Origin of the sequence: Escherichia fergusonii ATCC 35469, from assembly GCF_000026225.1 — a bacterium.
Taxonomy (GTDB): Bacteria; Pseudomonadota; Gammaproteobacteria; order Enterobacterales; family Enterobacteriaceae; genus Escherichia; species Escherichia fergusonii.
Genome location: NC_011740.1, coordinates 513,653 through 537,680 on the forward strand (window position 1 = coordinate 513,653; position 24,028 = coordinate 537,680).

At 51.6% G+C, this 24,028-nt stretch carries 20 protein-coding genes; 12 read left to right on the plus strand and 8 right to left on the minus strand.

Translation table 11 applies throughout. The features are described from left to right. Positions 1 to 53 precede the first annotated feature (53 nt). On the plus strand, positions 54 to 557 hold the full coding sequence (tadA, locus tag EFER_RS02725) for a tRNA adenosine(34) deaminase TadA (RefSeq protein WP_001297409.1): 504 nt from the start codon (positions 54 to 56) through the stop codon (positions 555 to 557). On the opposite strand, the gene mltF is transcribed toward tadA, so the two are convergent. Further along, complete coding sequence (mltF, locus tag EFER_RS02730) at positions 554 to 2,110, minus strand: membrane-bound lytic murein transglycosylase MltF (RefSeq protein ID WP_000734229.1); 1,557 nt, start codon at positions 2,108 to 2,110, stop codon at positions 554 to 556. The two genes, tadA and mltF, sit on opposite strands and share 4 nt — an antisense overlap. A gap of 257 nt (positions 2,111 to 2,367) precedes the next feature. On the opposite strand from mltF, the gene purL reads away from it, so the two are divergent. From purL to hemH, 7 genes are all read left to right on the plus strand, one after another. Further along, positions 2,368 to 6,255 carry a phosphoribosylformylglycinamidine synthase gene (gene purL, locus EFER_RS02735; RefSeq protein ID WP_000970071.1) on the plus strand — a complete coding sequence of 1,296 codons (3,888 nt, stop codon included), beginning with the start codon at positions 2,368 to 2,370 and terminating at the stop codon, positions 6,253 to 6,255. Positions 6,256 to 6,829: 574 nt separating this feature from the next. After that, positions 6,830 to 8,257, plus strand: a complete 1,428-nt coding sequence (qseE, locus tag EFER_RS02740; protein ID WP_012599920.1) for a two component system sensor histidine kinase QseE/GlrK — start codon at positions 6,830 to 6,832, stop codon at positions 8,255 to 8,257. A 164-nt stretch (positions 8,258 to 8,421) separates the two neighbouring features. Next, positions 8,422 to 9,135, plus strand: a complete 714-nt coding sequence (qseG, locus tag EFER_RS02745) for a two-component system QseEF-associated lipoprotein QseG (RefSeq protein WP_001215868.1) — start codon at positions 8,422 to 8,424, stop codon at positions 9,133 to 9,135. Continuing rightward, the gene (glrR, locus tag EFER_RS02750) at positions 9,125 to 10,459 is read left to right on the plus strand and encodes a two-component system response regulator GlrR (protein WP_012599921.1); all 1,335 of its coding nucleotides are present in this window, start codon (positions 9,125 to 9,127) and stop codon (positions 10,457 to 10,459) included. Before qseG ends, glrR begins: the two co-directional genes overlap by 11 nt. A 60-nt stretch (positions 10,460 to 10,519) precedes the next feature. Then, positions 10,520 to 10,858 carry a nitrogen regulatory protein P-II gene (gene glnB, locus EFER_RS02755; RefSeq protein WP_000717691.1) on the plus strand — a complete coding sequence of 113 codons (339 nt, stop codon included), beginning with the start codon at positions 10,520 to 10,522 and terminating at the stop codon, positions 10,856 to 10,858. Positions 10,859 to 11,108: 250 nt separating this feature from the next. After that, entirely contained in the window at positions 11,109 to 11,753 is a 645-nt protein-coding gene (gene adk / locus EFER_RS02765; protein ID WP_001220233.1) for an adenylate kinase, read from the plus strand. Between the two features lie 131 nt (positions 11,754 to 11,884). Beyond that, positions 11,885 to 12,847, plus strand: coding sequence for a ferrochelatase (gene hemH, locus EFER_RS02770; protein ID WP_001250100.1), 963 nt, complete (start codon positions 11,885 to 11,887; stop codon positions 12,845 to 12,847). Here hemH and aes read toward each other — a convergent pair. Continuing rightward, complete coding sequence (gene aes, locus EFER_RS02775) at positions 12,822 to 13,790, minus strand: acetyl esterase (RefSeq protein ID WP_000801855.1); 969 nt, start codon at positions 13,788 to 13,790, stop codon at positions 12,822 to 12,824. The genes hemH and aes overlap by 26 nt on opposite strands. Before the next feature lie 151 nt (positions 13,791 to 13,941). Between aes and gsk the strand changes: the two genes are divergently transcribed. The 3 genes from gsk to EFER_RS02790 all read left to right on the plus strand — a co-directional run bounded on the left by gsk (position 13,942) and on the right by EFER_RS02790 (position 16,191). Then, positions 13,942 to 15,246: an inosine/guanosine kinase gene (gene gsk, locus EFER_RS02780; RefSeq protein ID WP_000671574.1), complete on the plus strand. Its 1,305-nt coding sequence runs from the start codon at positions 13,942 to 13,944 to the stop codon at positions 15,244 to 15,246. A 194-nt stretch (positions 15,247 to 15,440) separates the two neighbouring features. Further along, the gene (locus EFER_RS02785; protein WP_000875259.1) at positions 15,441 to 15,659 is read left to right on the plus strand and encodes a hypothetical protein; all 219 of its coding nucleotides are present in this window, start codon (positions 15,441 to 15,443) and stop codon (positions 15,657 to 15,659) included. Between the two features lie 79 nt (positions 15,660 to 15,738). Next, a complete protein-coding gene (locus tag EFER_RS02790; RefSeq protein ID WP_001195402.1) occupies positions 15,739 to 16,191 on the plus strand; it encodes a hypothetical protein in 453 nt (150 codons plus the stop codon). Positions 16,192 to 16,215: 24 nt separating this feature from the next. On the opposite strand, the gene ybaL is transcribed toward EFER_RS02790, so the two are convergent. Further along, on the minus strand, positions 16,216 to 17,892 hold the full coding sequence (ybaL, locus tag EFER_RS02795; protein ID WP_000546193.1) for a YbaL family putative K(+) efflux transporter: 1,677 nt from the start codon (positions 17,890 to 17,892) through the stop codon (positions 16,216 to 16,218). 233 nt (positions 17,893 to 18,125) lie between these two features. Next, entirely contained in the window at positions 18,126 to 19,334 is a 1,209-nt protein-coding gene (locus EFER_RS02800; protein WP_001007961.1) for an MFS transporter, read from the minus strand. A 174-nt stretch (positions 19,335 to 19,508) separates the two neighbouring features. Here EFER_RS02800 and ushA point away from each other — a divergent pair, with 174 nt between their 5' ends. Continuing rightward, positions 19,509 to 21,161 (plus strand): bifunctional UDP-sugar hydrolase/5'-nucleotidase, encoded by a 1,653-nt coding sequence (gene ushA, locus EFER_RS02805; protein WP_000670595.1) that lies wholly within the window; start codon positions 19,509 to 19,511, stop codon positions 21,159 to 21,161. 37 nt (positions 21,162 to 21,198) lie between these two features. On the opposite strand, the gene EFER_RS02810 is transcribed toward ushA, so the two are convergent. From EFER_RS02810 to EFER_RS02825, 4 genes are all read right to left on the minus strand, one after another. Next, positions 21,199 to 21,702: a hypothetical protein gene (locus EFER_RS02810; RefSeq protein WP_000667001.1), complete on the minus strand. Its 504-nt coding sequence runs from the start codon at positions 21,700 to 21,702 to the stop codon at positions 21,199 to 21,201. Next, entirely contained in the window at positions 21,699 to 22,499 is an 801-nt protein-coding gene (locus EFER_RS02815) for a DUF6896 domain-containing protein (RefSeq protein ID WP_000439795.1), read from the minus strand. The genes EFER_RS02810 and EFER_RS02815 overlap by 4 nt, the downstream gene beginning before the upstream one ends. 23 nt (positions 22,500 to 22,522) lie before the next feature. Continuing rightward, complete coding sequence (gene ybaK / locus EFER_RS02820; protein ID WP_000186628.1) at positions 22,523 to 23,002, minus strand: Cys-tRNA(Pro)/Cys-tRNA(Cys) deacylase YbaK; 480 nt, start codon at positions 23,000 to 23,002, stop codon at positions 22,523 to 22,525. 203 nt (positions 23,003 to 23,205) lie between these two features. Beyond that, positions 23,206 to 24,000, minus strand: coding sequence for a TraB/GumN family protein (locus EFER_RS02825; RefSeq protein ID WP_000365145.1), 795 nt, complete (start codon positions 23,998 to 24,000; stop codon positions 23,206 to 23,208). Between the last annotated feature and the right edge of the window lie 28 nt (positions 24,001 to 24,028).

Consider the following 24,028-nt stretch of genomic DNA (forward strand, 5'->3'; position numbering starts at 1 on the left):
AAGCATAGCGTCCGTGTATAATGCGCCGCGCTTTTATAACCGGAGTTTTCTTTTTGTCTGAAGTCGAATTTAGCCACGAATACTGGATGCGTCACGCGCTGACGCTGGCGAAGCGTGCCTGGGATGAGCGGGAAGTGCCGGTCGGCGCGGTATTAGTGCATAACAATCGTGTTATTGGCGAAGGCTGGAATCGTCCGATTGGTCGACATGATCCCACCGCACATGCAGAAATCATGGCTCTGCGGCAGGGCGGTCTGGTGATGCAAAATTATCGTCTGATCGACGCCACATTGTATGTCACGCTTGAGCCATGTGTAATGTGTGCCGGAGCAATGATCCACAGTCGCATTGGTCGCGTGGTCTTTGGTGCGCGTGACGCGAAAACGGGCGCTGCGGGATCTTTAATGGATGTGCTGCACCATCCGGGTATGAATCACCGAGTGGAAATTACAGAAGGAATACTGGCGGATGAGTGCGCGGCGTTGCTCAGTGACTTCTTTCGCATGCGCCGACAGGAAATTAAAGCGCAGAAAAAAGCGCAATCCTCGACGGATTAATTTTGTTTCTCTTCACTCCCTTTCCTGGAAAACAGCAGAGAGGGAGAGTGGGTCAAATAGTTTGATGACGACTGGGAAAGAAACGAGAGAAAAGGAAATTTCTCTTTGCCCAGCTCCGTTGGCGATACTGCCGGATAATCCTGCGCCAGTTGTATCGCCGCTTCTGTAGCCTGCTTCTCTTTCTCTTGCAGATACCCCACCAGGCTAATCTGATACTTACGAATATTTTCGACATAAGCGTAGGCTTCATGCCCACGTGCGTAGCCGTAAGTCAGCTTGCTGTAATAGGGTTTCTGGCTAAGTAAAGGCAGGCGCTGTTTCACGTCAGCCCAACTGTCAGGATTACCTTTAGTTTTTGCCGTCAGGGCGCGGGCATCCAGCATATGCGCATAGCCCATATTGTACGCGGCGAGGGCAAACCAGATCCGTTCGTTCTCCGGCACACTTTCCGGCACTTTACTCATCATATCCTGCAAATAACGCACACCGCCGCTGATGCTCTGTTCGGCATCGGTACGATCCGTAATGCCGAGGCTTTGCGCGGTATTTTTGGTTAACATCATCATGCCGCGCACGCCCGTCGGTGAAGTGGCCTGCGCATCCCAGTGCGATTCCTGATAAGCAATAGCGGCCAGCAAACGCCAGTCAATTTCTTCGGCGTACTTCTCAAACAGCGGTTTCAACTGAGGCAGTACGGTATCGACGGCGCGTAAAAACGTGCGCGTATCGACGTAATCAAAATCATCGCCATGCCCCAGGTATTTCTCTTCAATGCGTGCCAGCGTGCCGTCTTCATTCATTTCGTTGAAGAAGTCGAGCAGAGCGGCAGAAAGGGTATTATCGCCATCTAATCGGCTAAACCAGGTCACCGGCTGTTCGTCGGTGATATCAAGCGCTACAGCGAGTTCCGGGTGAACGCGCTGAAACAGGCTGATGGCGACAGAATCAGCAATGGTGTAATCGAGTTTTCCTTCGATGACATCTTCCATTAATTCTGCTGAGCCTTTTTTGTCGTCTACCTTCCAGCTTAATTCCGGGAATTTTGTTTCTTTCAGGGTCTGGAGATCGTTAACCACTACATGGCCTGGTGCGATGGTAAGTTGCTCCGCTGTCAGATTGCCCAGCGTACGCGGGCGATACTGACCCACTTTATAAACCAGTTGTTGTGACACGGAATAGTAGGTAGGGCCAGGCTGATAATTTTTTACCCGCTCACTGTTATAAACCAGTCCTGCAGCCAGCAGATCGGCGTTGCCGTTATCGAGGTCGTCAAACAGCTGGCTGATATTCTGCCGCACGGTCACTTTCAGTTTTACGCCGAGGTACTCGGCAAACTGTTTCGCCAGTTCGTAATCCAGGCCAAAAGGTTTCCCGTTGATTTCGTTATAAGTCAGTGGGGTATGAATAGTGCTCACACGCAACTCTCCCCGCGCTTGAATGGCGGCGATACGGTTGTCGGCTTTACCAAACCAGGGAATGGATGGCCAGAGAGCGACCGCGAGCAGCAGTGCCAGAATGCCGATGAACAGATAATTAATCTTTAATTTTTTCAATTAGTTAATTCTCTGTGTCGTGCGCATCCCAGCTTGAAAAAACGTAATAATAGTGAAAGGTTTACTCATAAATGAGCGGCATTTTGCGTAAACCAGCGCCAGTTGGCAACTTATTACAGCCATTGGCGGCACGCGTTGCTAATTCACAATGGTGATTTTATTTCCACGCAAACGGTTTCGTCAGCGCATCAGATTCTTTATAATGACGCCCGTTTCCCCCCCTTGGGTACACCGAAAGCTTAGAAGACGAGAGACTTATGATGGAAATTCTGCGTGGTTCGCCTGCATTGTCGGCATTCCGAATCAACAAACTGCTGGCACGTTTTCAGGCTGCCAGGCTCCCGGTTCACAATATTTACGCCGAGTATGTCCATTTTGCTGACCTCAATGCGCCGTTAAACGATGATGAGCACGCACAACTTGAACGCCTGCTGAAATATGGCCCGGCACTCGCCAGCCACGCCCCGCAAGGTAAACTCCTGCTGGTGACCCCGCGTCCTGGTACCATCTCTCCCTGGTCTTCGAAAGCGACCGATATCGCCCATAACTGCGGGCTGCAACAGGTAAACCGCCTTGAGCGCGGCGTTGCTTACTATATAGAAGCCGGTACGCTGACCCATGAACAATGGCAGCAGGTGACCGCTGAACTGCACGACCGCATGATGGAAACGGTCTTTTCTGCTTTAGATGATGCAGAGCAGCTGTTTGCACACCATCAACCGACTCCGGTCACCAGCGTTGATTTGCTGGGGCAGGGCCGTCAGGCGCTAATCGACGCTAACCTGCGTCTTGGCCTGGCGCTGGCGGAAGATGAAATTGACTATCTGCAGGATGCGTTCACAAAGCTGGGTCGTAACCCGAACGACATCGAGCTGTATATGTTCGCCCAGGCGAACTCTGAGCACTGCCGTCATAAAATTTTTAACGCCGACTGGATTATCGACGGTGAACAGCAACCGAAATCGCTGTTCAAGATGATCAAAAATACCTTCGAAACCACGCCGGATCACGTTCTTTCTGCTTATAAAGATAACGCCGCCGTGATGGAAGGTTCCGAAGTGGGCCGCTACTTTGCTGACCACGAAACGGGCCGCTACGACTTCCATCAGGAACCGGCGCACATCCTGATGAAAGTAGAAACCCACAACCACCCAACGGCGATTTCTCCGTGGCCGGGCGCAGCTACCGGTTCCGGCGGTGAAATCCGCGATGAAGGTGCCACCGGCCGCGGCGCGAAGCCGAAAGCTGGCCTGGTCGGTTTCTCCGTATCCAACCTGCGTATTCCTGGCTTTGAACAACCGTGGGAAGAAGATTTCGGTAAGCCTGAGCGCATTGTCACTGCGCTGGATATCATGACCGAAGGCCCGCTGGGCGGCGCGGCATTTAACAACGAATTTGGTCGTCCGGCACTGAACGGCTACTTCCGTACCTATGAAGAAAAAGTGAACAGCCACAACGGCGAAGAGCTGCGCGGGTATCACAAACCGATCATGCTGGCGGGTGGGATCGGCAACATTCGCGCCGATCACGTACAAAAAGGCGAGATCAACGTCGGTGCGAAACTGGTCGTTCTCGGCGGCCCGGCAATGAACATCGGTCTTGGCGGCGGCGCGGCCTCTTCCATGGCCTCCGGCCAGTCTGACGCGGATCTCGATTTCGCGTCCGTTCAGCGCGATAACCCGGAAATGGAACGTCGTTGCCAGGAAGTGATCGACCGCTGCTGGCAGCTTGGCGACGCGAACCCGATTCTGTTTATCCACGACGTCGGCGCAGGCGGTCTTTCTAACGCCATGCCGGAGCTGGTGAGCGACGGCGGGCGCGGCGGTAAATTTGAACTGCGCGATATCCTGAGCGACGAACCGGGCATGAGCCCGCTGGAAATCTGGTGTAATGAATCCCAGGAACGCTACGTGCTGGCAGTTGCTGCCGATCAGTTACCGCTGTTTGACGAACTGTGTAAGCGTGAGCGCGCACCGTACGCGGTGATTGGTGAGGCCACCGAAGAATTACATCTTTCTCTGCACGATCGTCATTTTGATAATCAACCCATAGATCTACCGCTCGACGTACTGCTTGGCAAAACGCCGAAGATGACCCGCGATGTGCAAACGCTGAAAGCGAAAGGCGACGCGCTGGCCCGTGAAGGGATCACCATCGCTGACGCGGTGAAACGTGTGTTACATCTGCCGACTGTGGCGGAGAAAACCTTTCTGGTGACCATCGGCGATCGCAGCGTAACCGGCATGGTGGCGCGCGATCAGATGGTGGGGCCGTGGCAGGTGCCGGTCGCTAACTGCGCAGTCACTACCGCCAGCCTCGACAGCTACTACGGTGAAGCGATGGCGATTGGCGAACGTGCGCCGGTTGCGCTGCTGGATTTCGCTGCCTCTGCTCGTCTGGCGGTTGGTGAAGCGTTAACTAACATTGCCGCAACGCAGATTGGCGATATCAAACGCATCAAACTTTCCGCCAACTGGATGGCAGCAGCAGGTCATCCAGGTGAAGACGCGGGCCTGTATGAAGCCGTTAAAGCGGTGGGCGAAGAGCTTTGCCCGGCGCTGGGCCTGACTATCCCGGTGGGTAAAGACTCTATGTCGATGAAAACCCGCTGGCAGGAAGGTAGCGAAGAGCGCGAAATGACCTCGCCGCTTTCGCTGGTGATTTCTGCATTTGCCCGCGTGGAAGATGTGCGTCACACCATCACGCCGCAGCTTTCTACCGAAGATAACGCACTGCTGCTGATTGATCTGGGCAAAGGCAATAACGCGCTGGGTGCAACGGCGCTGGCGCAGGTTTATCGTCAGCTTGGCGACAAACCGGCAGATGTACGCGATGTCGCGCAACTGAAAGGCTTCTATGACGCGATTCAGGCGCTGGTTGCACAGCGTAAGCTGCTCGCGTATCACGACCGCTCTGATGGCGGGCTGGTGGTAACGCTGGCGGAAATGGCCTTTGCTGGTCATTGCGGCATTGACGCGGATATCGCCACTCTGGGTGACGATCGCCTGGCGGCGTTGTTTAACGAAGAACTGGGGGCGGTGATTCAGGTGCGCGCTGCTGACCGTGAAGCGGTCGAAGCGGTACTGGCACAGCATGGCCTTGCTGATTGCGTCCATTATGTTGGTCAGGCGGTTTCCGGTGACCGTTTTGTAATTACCGCCAACGGGCAGACTGTATTCAACGAAAGCCGCACCACGTTGCGTGTCTGGTGGGCAGAAACTACCTGGCAGATGCAGCGCCTGCGTGACAACCCGGAGTGTGCCGATCAGGAACATCAGGCGAAATCTAACGACGCCGATCCGGGCCTGAATGTGAAACTGTCGTTCGATATCAACGAAGATGTGGCAGCACCGTATATTGCCACCGGTGCGCGTCCGAAAGTTGCCGTGCTGCGTGAGCAGGGTGTGAACTCGCATGTTGAAATGGCGGCAGCTTTCCACCGTGCAGGCTTCGATGCAATCGATGTGCATATGAGCGACCTGCTGGCTGGACGCACGGGCCTGGAGGATTTCCACGCTCTGGTAGCGTGCGGCGGTTTCTCCTACGGTGATGTGCTGGGTGCTGGTGAAGGTTGGGCGAAGTCTATCCTGTTCAATGACCGTGTACGCGATGAGTTTGCAACCTTCTTCCACCGTCCGCAAACGCTGGCGCTGGGGGTATGTAACGGTTGCCAGATGATGTCTAATCTGCGTGAACTGATCCCGGGTAGCGAGTTGTGGCCACGTTTCGTGCGTAACACCTCCGATCGCTTTGAAGCGCGTTTCAGCCTGGTAGAAGTGACACAAAGCCCGTCGCTGCTGTTGCAAGGGATGGTGGGTTCGCAGATGCCGATTGCTGTCTCTCACGGCGAAGGGCGCGTGGAAGTGCGCGATGCGGCGCATCTGGCGGCACTGGAAAGCAAAGGGCTGGTGGCACTGCGCTATGTCGATAACTTCGGCAAAGTCACTGAAACCTACCCGGCTAACCCGAACGGTTCTCCGAATGGTATTACGGCGGTCACGACTGAAAGTGGTCGAGTCACCATTATGATGCCGCACCCGGAACGTGTTTTCCGTACTGTCAGTAACTCCTGGCATCCGGAAAACTGGGGCGAGGATGGCCCATGGATGCGTATTTTCCGCAATGCGCGTAAGCAGTTGGGGTAAGTCGTCAAACTATTGGTTTTGCTGCCCGGATGTGGCATTCACGCCGCATCCGGCATTAAACGCCGACCACTATCATAAGCTCCCAGCTCCGGGAGCTTTTTTGTGTCTGTAAATCACGACAATGGGTGGTTTACCGTGTCGCTTTTTGGCGACATTTAATTGATTGATTTTATTTGGATCTAATAAATTTATCTTAAGGTGTCTCTTTTTAGCGACACAATGGCTGATTTGCCCCCAAATAGCTGAGAAGCCATAAACCATAAAAACAGCGTATAATCAGTACGTTACCAAACTATTTTATTTGTTGGCACAGTTACTGCATAATAGTCATCAGTGGCTCATTCACCGACTTATGTCAGCCCCTTCGGGACGTGCTACATAAAATTCGAATGACGCACAACAAGGTGCCTGCCGTCCAACTTCTGATATCAGCTTAGCTATATCAACCCTCGGGCGAAACGTCGAGTTAGGCACCGCCTTATTCCATAACAAAGCCGGGTCATTCCCGGCTTTGTTGTATCTGAACTTCCCCTCGGTTAGCATCAGGCTATTCGCGTCTGACGAGAGTAGCACCTTGAAACGCTGGCCCGTTTTTCCCCGCTCATTACGACAACTGGTAATGCTGGCATTTTTGCTGATTCTGCTGCCCCTGTTGGTGCTGGCATGGCAAGCCTGGCAAAGCCTGAATGCGCTTAGCGATCAGGCGGCGCTGGTTAACCGCACTACGCTTATTGATGCCAGACGTAGTGAAGCGATGACCAACGCGGCGCTGGAGATGGAGCGTAGCTACCGTCAGTATTGCGTGCTGGACGACCCAACTCTGGCGAAGGTTTATCAAAGCCAGCGCAAGCGTTACAGCGAAATGCTCGATGCCCACGCAGGCGTACTGCCGAACGATAAACTCTACCAGGCATTACGTCAGGATTTGAACAATCTGGCTCAACTTCAGTGTAACAACAGCGGTCCCGATGCTGCTGCCGCCGCGCGTCTTGAAGCCTTTGCCAGTGCCAATACCGAAATAGTACAGGCCACGCGCACAGTGGTGTTCTCTCGCGGACAGCAGCTTCAGCGTGAAATCGCCGAACGTGGGCAATATTTTGGTTGGCAATCGCTGGTGTTATTTCTGGTAAGTCTGGTGATGGTGCTGCTCTTCACGCGGATGATTATCGGCCCGGTGAAAAATATTGAACGGATGATCAACCGTCTGGGGGAAGGGCGTTCTCTGGGCAATAGCGTTTCGTTCAGTGGGCCGAGTGAGTTACGCTCGGTTGGGCAACGTATTCTTTGGTTAAGTGAGCGCCTGTCATGGTTGGAATCCCAGCGCCATCAATTCTTAAGACATTTATCTCATGAATTAAAAACCCCGCTGGCGAGTATGCGCGAGGGCACTGAATTACTGGCTGACCAGGTTGTCGGGCCGCTTACGCCCGAGCAAAAAGAGGTGGTGAGCATCCTTGATAGCAGCAGCCGCAATTTGCAAAAACTGATCGAACAACTGCTTGATTACAACCGTAAACAGGCGGACGGTGCAGTGGAACTGGAGAATGTTGAGTTAGCGCCACTGGTGGAGACAGTGGTTTCTGCTCATAGCCTGCCCGCACGGGCTAAAATGATGCATACCGACGTCGATCTCAAAGCAACTGCTTGCCTGGCGGAGCCAATGCTGCTGATGAGCGTACTGGATAATCTTTACTCCAATGCGGTGCACTACGGGGCTGAATCCGGTAACATTTGCCTTCGCAGCAGTTTACATGGCGCGCGGGTTTATATTGATGTCATCAATACAGGCACACCCATTCCGCAAGAGGAACGCGCCATGATCTTCGAACCCTTTTTTCAGGGAAGCCACCAGCGAAAAGGGGCGGTGAAGGGCAGCGGTCTGGGATTAAGCATTGCCAGGGATTGTATTCGCCGTATGCAGGGGGAACTGTATCTGGTCGACGAGAGCGGGCAAGAGGTTTGCTTCCGCATTGAATTACCGTCGTCGAAAAACACGAAATAATGTTAAGAGCCTATCCCATCAGGCTATTTTATTTGCCAGTTTGGCCCCGTGCAGTGCTCGAAATCATTACGTACTACGTGTACGCTCTGGTTTCTCCGCGCTGTCCATGTCCAAACTGCCTGCAACAATTACGCCCACTGGGATAGGTTTTAAGTCTGGTGAATATGCGACACATTTTTCAACGATTATTGCCCCGACGGCTATGGCTGGCAGGGCTGCCATGTCTGGCATTGCTGGGTTGCGTGCAGAGTCACAATAAGCCAGCTATTGATGCGCCAGCAGAAGAAAAAATTCCGGTTTATCAACTGGCTGACTATCTTTCTACTGAATGTAGCGACATCTGGGCACTGCAAGGTAAATCAACCGAAACCAATCCGCTTTACTGGCTGCGGGCGATGGATTGTGCTGATCGTTTAATGCCTGCGCAGTCGCGTCAGCAAGCCCGCCAATATGACGACGGCAGCTGGCAAAATACCTTCAAACAAGGGATTTTGCTCGCCGACGCCAAAATTACGCCTTATGAGCGCCGCCAGCTGGTCGCGCGCATTGATGCGTTAAGTATCGAGATCCCGGCACAGGTTCGCCCACTGTATCAACTCTGGCGCGACGGTCAGGCGCTGCAACTGCAACTGGCGGAAGAGCGCCAACGCTACAGCAAACTCCAGCAGTCCAGCGACAGCGAACTGGATACTTTGCGCCAGCAACATCACGTTCTACAGCAGCAACTGGAGCTCACCACCCGCAAGCTGGAAAATCTGACCGATATTGAACGTCAGCTCTCGAACCGCAAACCGGCTGGCAATTTCTCGCCGGATACGCAGCACGAGAGTGAAAAGCCCGCGCCATCTACCCATGAGGTCACTCCTGATGAGCCATAAACCTGCGCATTTATTACTGGTCGATGACGATCCAGGATTGCTGAAACTGCTTGGCCTGCGTCTGACCAGCGAAGGCTACAGCGTGGTCACGGCAGAAAGTGGAGCTGAAGGATTGCGGGTACTGAATCGCGAAAAAGTAGATTTAGTCATCAGCGACCTGCGGATGGATGAAATGGACGGTATGCAGTTGTTTGCCGAAATCCAGAAAGTGCAGCCGGGAATGCCGGTAATTATTCTTACCGCCCATGGTTCCATTCCCGATGCCGTTGCCGCGACACAGCAGGGCGTGTTCAGTTTCCTCACCAAGCCTGTCGATAAAGACGCGCTGTATCAGGCAATTGACGATGCTCTGGAGCAATCAGCTCCCACTACCGACGAACGCTGGCGCGAGGCGATTGTCACTCGTAGTCCGTTAATGTTGCGCTTGTTGGAACAGGCGAGGCTGGTGGCGCAGTCAGATGTTAGCGTTTTGATTAACGGTCAGAGCGGTACCGGGAAAGAGATTTTTGCCCAGGCGATCCACAACGCCAGCCCGCGCAACAGCAAGCCGTTTATTGCTATTAACTGTGGCGCATTACCCGAGCAATTACTGGAGTCCGAGCTGTTTGGTCATGCGCGCGGTGCGTTTACTGGCGCTGTCAGCAATCGCGAAGGTTTATTCCAGGCGGCGGAAGGCGGTACGCTGTTTCTCGATGAGATTGGCGACATGCCCGCACCGTTGCAGGTCAAACTGCTACGCGTGTTGCAGGAGCGCAAAGTGCGCCCGCTGGGCAGCAACCGCGATATTGATATCGACGTGCGGATTATTTCCGCCACTCACCGTGACCTGCCAAAGGCGATGGCGCGCGGGGAATTCCGTGAAGATCTCTACTATCGCCTCAACGTTGTCAGTCTGAAAATTCCGGCATTGGCGGAGCGCACAGAAGACATTCCGCTACTGGCAAATCACCTGTTGCGCCAGGCGGCAGAGCGACATAAACCATTTGTCCGCGCGTTCTCCACCGATGCAATGAAACGCCTGATGACCGCGAGCTGGCCGGGCAACGTGCGCCAGTTGGTCAACGTGATTGAACAGTGCGTGGCGCTGACATCATCTCCGGTAATTAGTGATGCGTTAGTCGAGCAGGCGCTGGAGGGCGAAAATACGGCTCTGCCAACATTTGTCGAAGCGCGTAATCAGTTTGAACTCAACTACTTGCGTAAGCTGCTGCAAATCACCAAAGGTAATGTCACCCACGCGGCGAGAATGGCGGGGCGCAACCGGACAGAATTTTATAAACTGCTTTCCCGACACGAGCTGGATGCAAACGATTTCAAGGAATGAATCGGCGTAATGTGTTACGTTTAGCAGATCAAAAGACAGGCGACCTTTTCAAGGAATAGCATGAAAAAGATTGATGCGATTATTAAACCCTTCAAGCTGGACGATGTCCGCGAAGCACTGGCTGAAGTCGGCATTACCGGCATGACGGTCACCGAGGTGAAAGGTTTTGGCCGTCAGAAAGGCCATACCGAGCTGTATCGCGGCGCGGAGTATATGGTGGATTTTCTGCCGAAGGTAAAAATTGAGATTGTCGTGCCGGACGACATTGTCGATATCTGCGTAGATACGATTATTCGCACGGCGCAAACCGGCAAAATCGGTGACGGTAAAATTTTCGTCTTTGACGTGGCACGGGTCATTCGTATCCGTACTGGTGAAGAGGACGACGCGGCAATTTAAACCGCAATTTTGTGGCGTCATTTCGGTTGTCTCTTGAGCAAATCGTTGTTCAAGAGACATCATTTACTGCCTCTCTCAACCCAACGCAAAAATCTGAGTCGCCTGATAAGACAGCGGCAAATCGTCCTTTCCATAAAAATATCTCACCTTTAACCGTTTCAGCGTCAGGGGCCTTTCTTGAGGCAAACGCCTGATGGTGGTATCGTTTAGCGCTTTTATAAAAAATTCGACACTTAAGGGGATTTTCGCAATGCGTATCATTCTGCTTGGCGCTCCGGGCGCGGGTAAAGGGACTCAGGCTCAGTTCATCATGGAGAAATATGGTATTCCGCAAATCTCCACGGGTGATATGCTGCGTGCTGCGGTCAAATCTGGCTCCGAGCTGGGTAAACAAGCAAAAGACATTATGGATGCGGGGAAACTGGTCACTGACGAACTGGTTATCGCACTGGTTAAAGAGCGTATTGCTCAGGAAGACTGCCGTAACGGTTTCCTGCTTGATGGCTTCCCGCGAACCATTCCGCAGGCTGATGCAATGAAAGAAGCGGGCATCAATGTTGATTACGTTCTGGAATTTGACGTGCCGGACGAACTGATCGTTGACCGTATTGTGGGTCGCCGTGTTCACGCGCCGTCTGGCCGTGTTTATCACGTTAAATTCAATCCGCCGAAAGTAGAAGGCAAAGACGACGTTACCGGTGAAGAACTGACTACCCGTAAAGACGACCAGGAAGAAACCGTACGTAAACGTCTGGTTGAATACCATCAGATGACTGCACCGCTGATTGGCTACTACTCAAAAGAAGCGGAAGCGGGTAACACCAAATACGCGAAAGTTGACGGCACCAAACCGGTTGCTGAAGTTCGCGCTGATCTGGAAAAAATCCTCGGCTAATCAAGCCGCAGCAGATCTGCTTTCGGGCAGGTCTGCTCATTCTCCTCAGGCAATACCTCTTGCAGCAATTAGTTCTTCTTCTTCACTTTTCCGCTACAATTATCAACAAGTTGAATCGATAAGAGGCGGTAATGCGTCAAACTAAAACCGGTATTCTGCTGGCAAACCTGGGTACACCCGATGCCCCCACTCCTGAAGCGGTAAAACGCTACCTGAAACAATTTTTAAGCGACAGACGCGTGGTTGATACCTCACGGCTGTTGTGGTGGCCGTTGCTGCGCGGCGTAATTTTGCCGCTGCGCTCGCCGCGTGTGGCGAAGTTGTATGCCTCTGTCTGGATGGAAGGTGGCTCGCCGCTGATGGTTTACAGCCGTCAGCAACAGCAGGCGCTGGCACAACGCTTACCGGATATGCCCGTGGCGCTGGGAATGAGTTATGGCTCGCCATCACTGGAAAGCGCCGTAGATGAACTACTGGCAGAACATGTAGATCATATCGTGGTGCTGCCGCTTTATCCGCAATACTCCTGTTCAACGGTCGGTGCGGTATGGGATGAGCTGGCACGCATTCTGGCGCGCAAACGTAGCATTCCGGGGATATCGTTTATTCGTGATTACGCCGATAACCACGATTACATTAATGCACTGGCGAACAGCGTACGTGCCTCTTTCGCTAAACATGGCGAACCGGATCTACTGCTGCTCTCTTATCATGGTATTCCCCAGCGTTATGCCGATGAAGGCGATGATTACCCGCAACGTTGTCGCACAACGACTCGCGAACTGGCTTCCGCGCTGGGGATGGCACCGGAAAAAGTGATGATGACCTATCAGTCACGCTTTGGTCGGGAACCCTGGTTGATGCCTTATACCGACGAAACACTGAAAATGCTCGGAGAAAAAGGTGTCGGTCATATCCAGGTGATGTGTCCGGGCTTTGCGGCGGATTGTCTGGAGACGCTGGAAGAGATTGCCGAGCAAAACCGTGAAGTCTTCCTCGGTGCGGGCGGGAAAAAATACGAATATATTCCGGCGCTTAATGCCGCACCGGAACATATCGAAATGATGGCTAGTCTTGTTGCAGCGTATCGCTAAAGAACTGAGCGCCGTCGCGAAGAGCATCGTCGGCGGTTTTCATCATCCGTGAATAATGCAAAAAGGCGTGCAGCGTGCCTGGGTAGAGTTTGAACTTACAAGGCTGCTGATGTGCCGCTAACGTCTGGTAAAGCAGACGGCTGTCATCCAGCAGAGGGTCGAACTCTGCCCCAGCGATAAAGCAGGGCGGTACTTCGCGGGTGAGATCATTATTAAACAGGCAGTAATACGGCGACTCGCGGTCTGTGTCGTGGCTTAAATACGCCTCTTCATACATCTGTAAATCCTCTTGCGTTAAGCCATCCCAAACACCGCCCAACAGACGACGAGTCACGGAATCCCGTAATCCGTAAAGCCCATACCACAGCAAAACGCCCGCAACTTCACCGCAATCTATCTGTTTATCACGCAACCACAACGCACTGGCGAGCGCCAGCATTGCGCCTGCAGAATCACCGGCAAAACCAATGCGTGACATATTGATTTGATAATCCTCTGCCTGCTGGTGGAAGTGGCAACAGGCAGCCACAATTTCCTCTATTGCCTGCGGAAAACGTGCTTCCGGCGAAAGAGTGTAAGCAATACCAATCACTGTACATTGGGTGTAACTTGCCAGCAGTCGCATAATCCGATCGTGGGTATCAAGATTGCCGAGAATAAAACCACCACCATGCAGATAAAATAGTGTCGCCGGGCTGTGACTTTTGGGTGAGTAGAGGCGAGTCTCGACCTGACCATAAGGTGTGGGAACCATGTAAGCGCTGGTTGCCATTTCTGGAGCGCCCGCATTCCAGAGTCGGCGCTCAAGCGTGTAATACTGACGTTGCTCTGCAATCGTTCCCGTTGCGGGCCAGGGCGGCAAATCCGCCTGAAAAGTATTCACAACTGCCTTCATTTCAGCAGAAATGAGCTCCAGAACGGGTAATTTGTTTTCCGGTTTCATAAAAAACTCCTTCCAAATTACGTCATTGTAATAAACCGCCACTAGCAAAATGCGATCCCGCCGTCCGATATTGAAAGCCGAGTGTGTATCGCGCGTTCAGGTGTGAATGTGCTAACATTCGCCGCTCAGTTAACCACCCGTAAAAACAACCATGAAATTTCCCGGCAAACGTAAATCCAAACATTATTTTCCCGTAAACGCACGCGATCCGCTGCTTCAGCAATTCCAGCCAGAAAACGAAACCAGCGCTGCCTGGGTAGTGGGTATCGATCAAACGCTGGTCGATATTGAAGCGAAAGTGGATGATGAGTTCATTGAGCGTTATGGATTAAGCGCCGGGCATTCACTGGTGATTGAGGATGATGTTGCCGAAGCACTTTATCAGGAGCTGAAACAGAAAAACCTGATTACTCATCAGTTTGCGGGTGGCACCATTGGTAACACCATGCACAACTACTCGGTGCTCGCGGACGACCGTTCGGTGCTGCTGGGCGTCATGTGCAGCAATATTGAAATTGGCAGCTATGCCTATCGTTACCTGTGTAACACCTCCAGCCGTACCGATCTTAACTATCTGCAAGGCGTGGACGGCCCGATTGGTCGCTGCTTTACCCTGATTGGCGAGTCTGGGGAACGTACCTTTGCTATCAGCCCTGGACATATGAATCAGCTGCGGGCAGAAAGCATCCCGGAAGATGTGATTGCCGGAGCCTCGGCGCTGGTTCTCACCTCTTATCTGGTGCGCTGCAAGCCGGGTGAACCGATGCCGGAAGCAACCATGAAAGCCATTGAGTACGCGAAGAAATATAACGTACCGGTGGTACTGACACTGGGTACCAAGTTTGTCATTGCCGAGAATCCGCAGTGGTGGCAGCAATTCCTCAAAGATCACGTCTCTATCCTTGCGATGAACGAAGATGAAGCCGAAGCGTTGACCGGAGAAAGCGATCCGTTGTTGGCATCTGACAAGGCGCTGGACTGGGTTGATCTGGTGCTATGCACTGCCGGGCCAATCGGCTTGTATATGGCGGGCTTTACTGAAGACGAAGCGAAACGCAAAACCCAGCATCCGCTGCTGCCGGGCGCTATCGCGGAATTTAACCAGTATGAGTTTAGCCGCGCCATGCGCCACAAGGATTGTCAGAATCCGTTGCGTGTCTATTCGCACATTGCGCCGTACATGGGCGGGCCGGAAAAAATCATGAACACTAACGGAGCGGGGGATGGCGCACTGGCAGCGTTGTTGCATGACATTACTGCTAACAGTTATCACCGTAGCAACGTACCAAACTCCAGCAAACATAAATTCACCTGGTTGACGTATTCGTCATTAGCGCAGGTGTGTAAATATGCTAACCGTGTGAGCTATCAGGTACTGAACCAGCATTCACCTCGTTTAACGCGCGGCTTGCCGGAGCGTGAAGACAGCCTGGAAGAGTCTTACTGGGATCGTTAAGTTATCGGACTGATGACTGTCGGATGCGGTGTAAACGCTTTATCCGACCAGCGGAAGATAGCACGCCCTTGCCGGATGCGTTAGCATCACATCCGGCTATGGTGTCAATGTCTTGACCCGTTACCACTTCAACCGCCGGTGGTGTTTCCAACATAGTGGTTTTTCCAACCAGGACAATCCAGGGAAGCAGCAAGATGAAATACATTTCTGTGCCGCTCACACAACAGGCAATGGAACGTCTTGATTATGATTGCTGCAAGCCAAGCGATCTGTTCATTACCTTGCTCAACGGCACTTTACATATCTGTATCAATGACTTTGAAGATGAGTATGTCACGGATATACGTAAGCTTAAGCACATGGCGCGCTTATTGAGCAAACGCTCATCACCCATCCTGAAAATTCATTCCTAAATATCTTGCTAATACAAACACGCCGGGCACTGGCAGCCAATACCGGCGTCTTTTTTTACTTCTGACATGGATGCATAGAATGCAAACGGTATGGTATCTGCAACATACGCATTTTGGCGAAATGAAAGGTATCGGCATTTATACCCGTTATGAACTGGCCTTGCAGGCCAAAAAGGAGGTGGAAAATAAGCCTGGTTTTGTGGATTACCCGGAAAATTTTCAGTTTATTGAATACATCCTAAACCAGGATCTCTGGGGAGATTTTCCCGTTACACAGGTAGACGATCTTGTCGAGCCGATGGTGTACAGCCTGTGGCATATTCGTGATGATGAGGCCGATGATTATGCTTTCCTCGGCATTTATACCACTGCAAAACTGGCGGAGCAGGCCCGGGAACGAGCCTGCCGCTATTTTCATGAAGATGCTGCAAATATTCAGCCTGATCAAGGGCAGCTTGATCGTACCTGGTGGGAAGAAGGATTCATTTCATGGGACGAAGCCTCAGAATTGATTGTCCCCAATGCCGGGTAATCATCCGGAAATGAAATCAATGTCTTACCCCGTCACCACTTCACCCGCCGGTGGCGTTTCCAGCAGTTCCAGCATAGTGCGGGCGATTTCACGCTCGCCCATTACCACCTGATTCGCGCCACGTTCGGTGATATACGCCACTTCATCGTCATAATGGGCGCGGGCAATAATCTCAATATCCGGATTTTTCGCGCGGGCAGACGCCACAATCTCGCCTGCTTCATAACCGTTGGGAATCGTCAGGATCAGCCATTTTGCACATTCCAGATGCGCCAGTTGCATAATTTCTTCGTTCGCCGCATTGCCCAATACTGCGCGGACCCCGCGCTCGCGCAGTTCATCGACGCGAGTACGTGACGTCTCAATCACCACTAAAGGAATATCAGAGGCGAGCAATTTCTCCCCCAGCAGGCTGCCCACACGACCATAACCTACCAGCAGCGCATGGTTGCAGATATCCACCGGAATCTGCTTCTCCTCTTCGATAGCTTCTTCCAGCGTCTGCTCTTCCAGCGTTTCGGTCTTCGCCAGATATTTCTCCAGCAGCGCGAACAGCACCGGGTTAAGCATAATCGACAGGATTGCCCCTGCCAGCACCAGGTTTTGTCCGGCCTGCGGCAACAGATCCAGCGCCATCCCCAGCCCCGCCAGGATAAAAGCGAACTCACCAATTTGCGCCAGGCTGGCGGCGATAGTTAATGCCGTACGTTGAGAGTGACCAAACAGTCGCACCAGGAAAAACGCGGCTAATGACTTACCAAACAGAATAATCGCCAGCGTCGCTAGCACCGCCAGTGGTTGCTGAATCAGAATTAACGGATCAAACAGCATTCCGACGGAGACAAAAAACAGCACCGCAAACGCGTCGCGTAATGGCAGCGTATCGTGGGCAGCACGGTGACTCAGTTCAGACTCGTTCAGTACCATCCCGGCAAAGAACGCACCGAGTGCAAAGGAGACATCAAACAGCTCCACCGCACCAAAGGCAATCCCTAACGCCAGCGCCAGCACCGACAGGGTAAACAGCTCGCGGGAACCGGTTGCCGCGCTGCGTGCCATAATCCACGGCACCAGACGGCGACCTACCAGCATCATAATGGCGATAAATGCGATCACCTTGCCAATGGTGATTCCCATATCAACGGCCAGCGTCGCAAAGCCCACATCACCCTGTTCCATCATTCCTGCTACTGCGGGCAGCAATACCAGCGTCAGAACCATGACCAGGTCTTCCACAATCAACCAACCGATGGCGATTTGCCCACGCTGGCTGTCTATTAATTGCCGTTCTTCAAGTGCGCGCAGTAACACCACGGTACTGGCGGTGGAAAGACATAAACCGAACACGATACCGGTCATTAACGACCAGCCCAGCACGGCGGAGAGCGCCATACCCAGCAGCGTCGCCACGGCTATCTGGGCGATCGCGCCGGGAATGGCGATGGCCTTTACCGCCATCAAATCCTTCAGCGAAAAGTGCAAACCGACGCCGAACATCAGCAGAATAACGCCCAGCTCCGCCAGTTCCGGCGCGAGCTTGGTATCAGCAACAAAACCTGGGGTAAAAGGGCCAGCCAGCACGCCCGCTAACAAATATCCCACCAGAGGAGAAATACGCAGTTTATTAGCAATCATGCCGAGGATAAAAGCGAGCACAAGGCCGCCAACAATGGTGGTGATAAGCGGGGTGGCGTGATGCATTCCGTCTCCTTTAGTTGTGGTGGTGATCCTTTTTTGGCGTAAAACCAAAAGTACAAGTAATAGTTTATGACAAATCTAATGATTATGTTTATGAATAATTGTTGAATTTTGCAGAAAAATGGAATTAGCCATCAAAAAAGCACGGATGGGGAACGTGTGGAGATAAAAGAAGAGGAAAGGCTTATGACTATTGGAAAGGTGGCGGCCAAAGTTTAACTTTGGCCGCAAGAAAATCACGCTTTATGCTGATTATCAGGTAAGAATATGGTGAGGATGCCCAAAAGAGGCAGGAAAGCACAGATTTTATAGACTAACTCGATACTGGTATGGTCCGCAATGAGCCCCAACACTGCGGCCCCCAGGCCTCCCATGCCGAAAGCAAAACCGAAAAACAGCCCGGAAACCATACCAATACGCCCTGGAAGTAGCTCCTGAGCATAAACGAGGATGGCAGAAAATGCAGACGCAAGGATAAAACCAATGATGACCGTTAAAATACCCGTCCAGTAAAGGGTTACGTAGGGTAAAAGCAGGGTAAAAGGTGCAACACCGAGGATAGAGCCCCAAATTACATATTTTCTTCCTATTCTGTCACCTACTGGCCCGCCAATCATAGTCCCCGCAGCCACGGCAAACAGGAATGCAAACAGATGAATCTGCGCATTTTGTACGGATAAACCAAACTTTTGCATCAAATAAAAGGTGTAATAGCTGCTGATGCTCGCCATATAGAAGTATTTTGAAAAAATCAGGATTAGCAAGATACTTACTGCCAGCACAACTTTATTGCGTGGCAAAGGACTTATCATCGTCGCTTTTGGTTTGCCTTTATTGGCTAAATGCTGCGTAGCATACCAGCGGCTGATTTGCGCCAGCACCACGATAGCTAAAAGAGCAGCCAGTACAAACCACGCAACGTTACCTTTGCCATAAGGCGCGATAATTACCGCCGCCAGCAAGGGCCCAAGTGAACTGCCAAAATTACCGCCGACCTGGAAGATAGATTGCGCCAGACCATGACGGCCACCAGACGCCATTCGGGCCACGCGTGAGGATTCCGGGTGAAAGACCGACGAACCAGTGCCGACCAACGCCGCCGCCAGCAGAACTGCACCAAAACTGCCCGCCAGCGCCAGCAGCACAAGACCGCTTAAGGTAAAGCACATGCCAATCGGCAACGACCATGGCATCGGGTATTTATCCGTCCAGTAGCCGACCACTGGTTGCAGCAGCGAAGAGGCTAGCTGGAAGGTGAGCGTAATCATACCGATCTGCATAAATGTCAGGGAGAATTCAGCTTGTAGCAGAGGGTAAATCGCCAGAATTAGCGACTGGATCATATCGTTTAGCAGGTGAGAAAGGCTGATTGCGCCTAAAATTCGAAACGATGTCCGTCCTTTGCTCGCAGGTGCTACTGGTTGAGCTTGTTCACTGATTGCCATAGAAAAGTCACTTTTGTCAGAGTTGCGATGTGAAGAAAATCTTAATTGTGATTATTACCTGACTAACATACCTGCGCAGTTCGTTTGACGGAAGCCTCAATTCTGAAAACAGATTTGTCTATTATGTGTGGTCACGGTAATTTCAAACGTTAATAACTGGTCAGGGAGAGAATTATGAAGTTTTTGCAACGGGGTGTGGCACTGGCACTGTTAGCCGCCTTTACGCTGGTGAGTGAAACCGCTCAGGCGTATGAGCAGGATAAAACCTACAAAATCACCATCCTGCATACCAATGATCATCATGGTCATTTCTGGCGTAATGAATATGGCGAATATGGTCTGGCGGCGCAAAAAACGCTGGTGGACGGTATTCGCAAAGAGGTTGCGGCTGAAGGTGGTAGCGTGCTGCTACTTTCCGGTGGCGACATTAATACTGGCGTGCCCGAGTCCGACTTACAGGATGCCGAACCTGATTTTCGCGGTATGAATCTGGTGGGCTATGATGCAATGGCGATCGGTAATCATGAATTTGATAACCCGCTCACCGTATTACGCCAGCAGGAAAAGTGGGCTAAGTTCCCGTTGCTTTCCGCCAATATCTACCAGAAAAGTACCGGCGAGCGCCTGTTTAAACCATGGGCGCTGTTTAAGCGTCAGGATCTGAAAATTGCCGTTATTGGGCTGACAACCGATGACACAGCCAAAATTGGTAATCCGGAATATTTCACTGATATCGAATTTCGTAAGCCCGCTGATGAAGCGAAGCTGGTGATTCAGGAGCTGCAACAGACAGAAAAGCCAGACATTATTATCGCGGCGACCCATATGGGGCATTACGACAATGGTGAGCACGGCTCTAATGCACCGGGCGATGTGGAGATGGCACGCGCGCTGCCTGCCGGATCGCTGGCGATGATCGTCGGAGGTCACTCGCAAGATCCAGTCTGTATGGCGGCAGAAAATAAAAAACAGGTCGATTACGTTCCTGGTACGCCATGCAAACCGGATCAACAAAATGGCATCTGGATTGTACAGGCGCATGAGTGGGGCAAGTACGTTGGTCGGGCCGACTTTGAGTTTCGCAACGGCGAAATGAAAATGGTCAACTACCAGTTGATTCCGGTAAACCTGAAGAAGAAAGTGACCTGGGAAGACGGGAAAAGCGAGCGTGTGCTTTACACCCCTGAAATCGCCGAAAACCAGCAAATGATTTCGCTGTTATCACCGTTCCAGAACAAAGGCAAAGCGCAGCTGGAAGTGAAAATAGGCGAAACCAATGGTCGTCTGGAAGGCGACCGCAGCAAAGTGCGTTTTGTACAGACCAATATGGGGCGGTTGATTCTGGCAGCACAAATGGATCGCACTGGTGCCGACTTTGCGGTGATGAGCGGAGGCGGAATTCGTGATTCTATCGAAGCAGGCGATATTAGCTATAAAAATGTGCTGAAAGTGCAGCCATTCGGCAATGTGGTGGTGTATGCCGACATGACCGGTAAAGAGGTGATTGATTACCTGACCGCTGTCGCACAAATGAAGCCTGATTCTGGTGCCTATCCGCAATTTGCTAACGTTAGCTTTGTGGCGAAAGACGGCAAACTGAACGACCTGAAAATCAAAGGCGAACCGGTCGATCCGGTGAAAACTTACCGTATGGCGACATTAAACTTCAATGCCACTGGCGGTGATGGCTATCCGCGTCTGGATAACAAACCGGGCTATGTGAATACTGGTTTTATTGATGCTGAAGTGCTGAAAGCGTATATCCAGAAAAACTCGCCGCTGGATGTGAGTGTTTATGAACCGAAAGGTGAGGTGAGCTGGCAGTAATGAACCCCGTCGCGGCGTCATGATATGACGCCGCCATTTATGAATATTGAAATCTTGCATCGTAATCGCGATGTGTCAAACCAAATGCCATCAGCATATAATTCTGCGGTTCACCAGACTGTTCTTCATCTGCTTCAAACCAAAGTGTCACGCCTGAGCGATTGACGTGGATTAATAGTGTATGGGGCGATTGACGGCGGATTTGCAGATCAGCGCCTTCGTTAACAAGCATGTTAAATACACGCGTAACGTTCAACTCAGCGACGTTATTCAATATTCCTTTATCAAATCGGATCGCTTTGCCCAAATGGATTTGGCTCAAATAATCGCACCAAATCATATATAGCTTGTTGCTTTCGAAATGAAACTCAACATTGCCAAATAGCCAGATATAAAAACCATTTCCCATATCATTTTTAGAGTCCGGCTCAACAAAGTTTTGTTCCAGCCATGCCATTGTTTGCCCCGGTTCGACAAAATCGAATTTTCCGTTAAAGACAAAATTGTGGAAGCTAACATCAACAAGATGGTCAAATTTCATCTTTCGCTCCTTTGTGAATTTTTTACACGCTTCAAAAGCCAGCGTAATTTACATCGGTGCAGGCGACTCTCCAGTGTTGAGCGAAAATTTGCGATGTCGACATTGGACCGATCTACCGCAGCAACCCCCGTGTATTGTGGGATCGGTGAAGGGATTTTTTCTAACTTTCCCAGCGCCAGCAGTTGTTGAATGATCCTGCTGCCGTCGTGGTAATCATCGTAAATAGCCACTGGCAGAGGCTGCCAGTCGGGGGTCGATTTGATAAATCCGGAAAAAAAATACGGGTCCAGATCGCCGAAATCAAAGCCGTAGGCGAGGGGAACTTCAATATTTTGCTCTGTTTTTTTATTCTCAAATGCACAATGAAAACCGTGAAAACAATACTGCCACTTTCCCATTTTGCCTTTTCGCTTACGGTTGCATTTGAAGGGGGCAAAGGTAACTAGCGGGTTATTTTCCGCCATCTCAACATTCAGTTGTTCAGCCAATGCAAATATAAGCTCTGTCGCCAGCTTACGATATTCTTTCGCGCAGTGTTCGAAAAAATCCTGATGGCGGTTAATCTCTTCAAGCGATATTAATCTGGCGATCCTGATAACCGGGTCGGCAGAATGCATGCCAACAACAAATTCATCGAGCTGTGCTTTCAGCACCAGCCCGAATTCCTCACGATACCTCTCTGCTTCGCTGGCAAAATGCAGATGTAATACCTTCTCTCTCGATGTTTGCCGAAGTAAGGCGATATCCGGTATCTCATCTGCACAAGCGATACTTAATGTCTCTGTAATCCTTTCCACATCTCATCTTCCGTGTGCATCACTTAATCGCGACGAGCGATATCAGCAAATTTGGCATCGAGGATCTTCGCCAGGTCGCTTGCCGCCAGTTCGATGTCCAGCCCGCGCTTGCCGCCAGAAACAAAAATAGTGGCAAACTCTTGCGCGGGGGCGTCGATAATCGTCGGCAGGCGTTTTTTCTGCCCCAGTGGGCTAATCCCCCCAACCAGATACCCCGTCGAACGCTGCGCGACCATCGGATCGGCCATCTCAACTTTCTTGGCACCCAGCGCTTTTGCTACTTTTTTAAGATCCAGTTGACCGGCGACCGGCGTAACGGCCACGGCAAGGTGTTTCATATCACCGTTCACTGCCACCAGCAGCGTTTTGTAGACCTGATCCGGATTCAAACCTAATTTTTTGACGACTTCATCGCCAAAATTGGTTTCAGCCGGATCGTGCTCGTAGGTATGGATCTGAAACGAAATCTTGTTTTTTTCGAGTAATTTAACTGCGGGTGTCATGGTAATTTTCCTGCCTTAAACAAAAAAACGAAGCAAGCATACGCCTGATGGCGGTCCAAAAAAAAGAGTCATCTTGCCTAAGAGTATTGGCAGGATGGTGAGATTGAGCGACAATCGAGTTACACCGTCGCTTAAAGTGACGGCATAATAATAAAAAAATGAAATTCCTCTTTGACGGGCCAATAGCGATATTGGCCATTTTTTTAGCGCAACATTTGTGGCAAATTCCCTTCTCCATACAGGTGTAGTGCACCGACCGCGACCACATAGCGCCCCGGCGGCATAGCGCGTAATTTGTCCCGCCAGGCGAGATTTCGCTGATGCATCAACACATCGTACAGCGACTGACTGAACGTATTAGGCAGCGTTATTTCATTATTTTGCGGCGGCGTATTCAGCCACCAGCTCATCATTTGTTGCAGCAACCGTGCATTGGTGTGCCAGTGGGTCAGCGTATCGTCCAGCAGCGCCAGTCCTTTGTCAGGGAGCTGGAGCAACATGGCAATCTGGTTTTCTGCCCCTTCCAGTTCAATCACGGGTTTATGTTGTTGCTTCGCCACCTGCAATAGCTGGTAATCGATACCGTATTCTGCCCGCAGCCCCAGTTTTTGCGCTTGCGTTGCCTGAAGAACCATCGCGATTTGCCACAGTGGTTGGGTGGAAAAGAGCGATGGAGAAATGCCCATCTCCTGGCTTATGTTTTGCAGATTTTGTAATTGCTCCTCGCTAATGCGCTCTTCCAGCGCCTCGCAGGCAGGCAAATTGGCAAAAGGCGTATCGCTGGTGGAAACATCCGCCTCGACGATCAGCGCATCGGCGTTTTTGAGCTTTTTGAGCAAACGGGTGGGCAGGGGAGCCATATCGTGGCTACCCATATGAATACTGCCAATCAGATGAAAATGGCAATTGCCGGGAAGAGAGATATCGATAGCAGGCCAGGTGTAATGATTACCGCGCAGCGCGGCCCAAAGCGTTTTTACCCGGTATAACAGATCCATACGACCTCCCTTTGTGAAATATCATGCT

Bases quoted from the DNA above. Each gene is read 5' to 3' on its own strand.
- purL (WP_000970071.1), top strand. From the start codon at position 2,368: ATGATGGAAATTCTGCGTGGTTCGCCTGCATTGTCGGCATTCCGAATC.
- qseG (WP_001215868.1), top strand. From the start codon at position 8,422: ATGCGACACATTTTTCAACGATTATTGCCCCGACGGCTATGGCTGGCA.
- glrR (WP_012599921.1), top strand. From the start codon at position 9,125: ATGAGCCATAAACCTGCGCATTTATTACTGGTCGATGACGATCCAGGA.
- glnB (WP_000717691.1), top strand. From the start codon at position 10,520: ATGAAAAAGATTGATGCGATTATTAAACCCTTCAAGCTGGACGATGTC.
- adk (WP_001220233.1), top strand. From the start codon at position 11,109: ATGCGTATCATTCTGCTTGGCGCTCCGGGCGCGGGTAAAGGGACTCAG.
- hemH (WP_001250100.1), top strand. From the start codon at position 11,885: ATGCGTCAAACTAAAACCGGTATTCTGCTGGCAAACCTGGGTACACCC.
- aes (WP_000801855.1), bottom strand. From the start codon at position 13,790: ATGAAACCGGAAAACAAATTACCCGTTCTGGAGCTCATTTCTGCTGAA.
- gsk (WP_000671574.1), top strand. From the start codon at position 13,942: ATGAAATTTCCCGGCAAACGTAAATCCAAACATTATTTTCCCGTAAAC.
- EFER_RS02785 (WP_000875259.1), top strand. From the start codon at position 15,441: ATGAAATACATTTCTGTGCCGCTCACACAACAGGCAATGGAACGTCTT.
- EFER_RS02790 (WP_001195402.1), top strand. From the start codon at position 15,739: ATGCAAACGGTATGGTATCTGCAACATACGCATTTTGGCGAAATGAAA.
- ybaL (WP_000546193.1), bottom strand. From the start codon at position 17,892: ATGCATCACGCCACCCCGCTTATCACCACCATTGTTGGCGGCCTTGTG.
- EFER_RS02800 (WP_001007961.1), bottom strand. From the start codon at position 19,334: ATGGCAATCAGTGAACAAGCTCAACCAGTAGCACCTGCGAGCAAAGGA.
- ushA (WP_000670595.1), top strand. From the start codon at position 19,509: ATGAAGTTTTTGCAACGGGGTGTGGCACTGGCACTGTTAGCCGCCTTT.
- EFER_RS02810 (WP_000667001.1), bottom strand. From the start codon at position 21,702: ATGAAATTTGACCATCTTGTTGATGTTAGCTTCCACAATTTTGTCTTT.
- ybaK (WP_000186628.1), bottom strand. From the start codon at position 23,002: ATGACACCCGCAGTTAAATTACTCGAAAAAAACAAGATTTCGTTTCAG.
- EFER_RS02825 (WP_000365145.1), bottom strand. From the start codon at position 24,000: ATGGATCTGTTATACCGGGTAAAAACGCTTTGGGCCGCGCTGCGCGGT.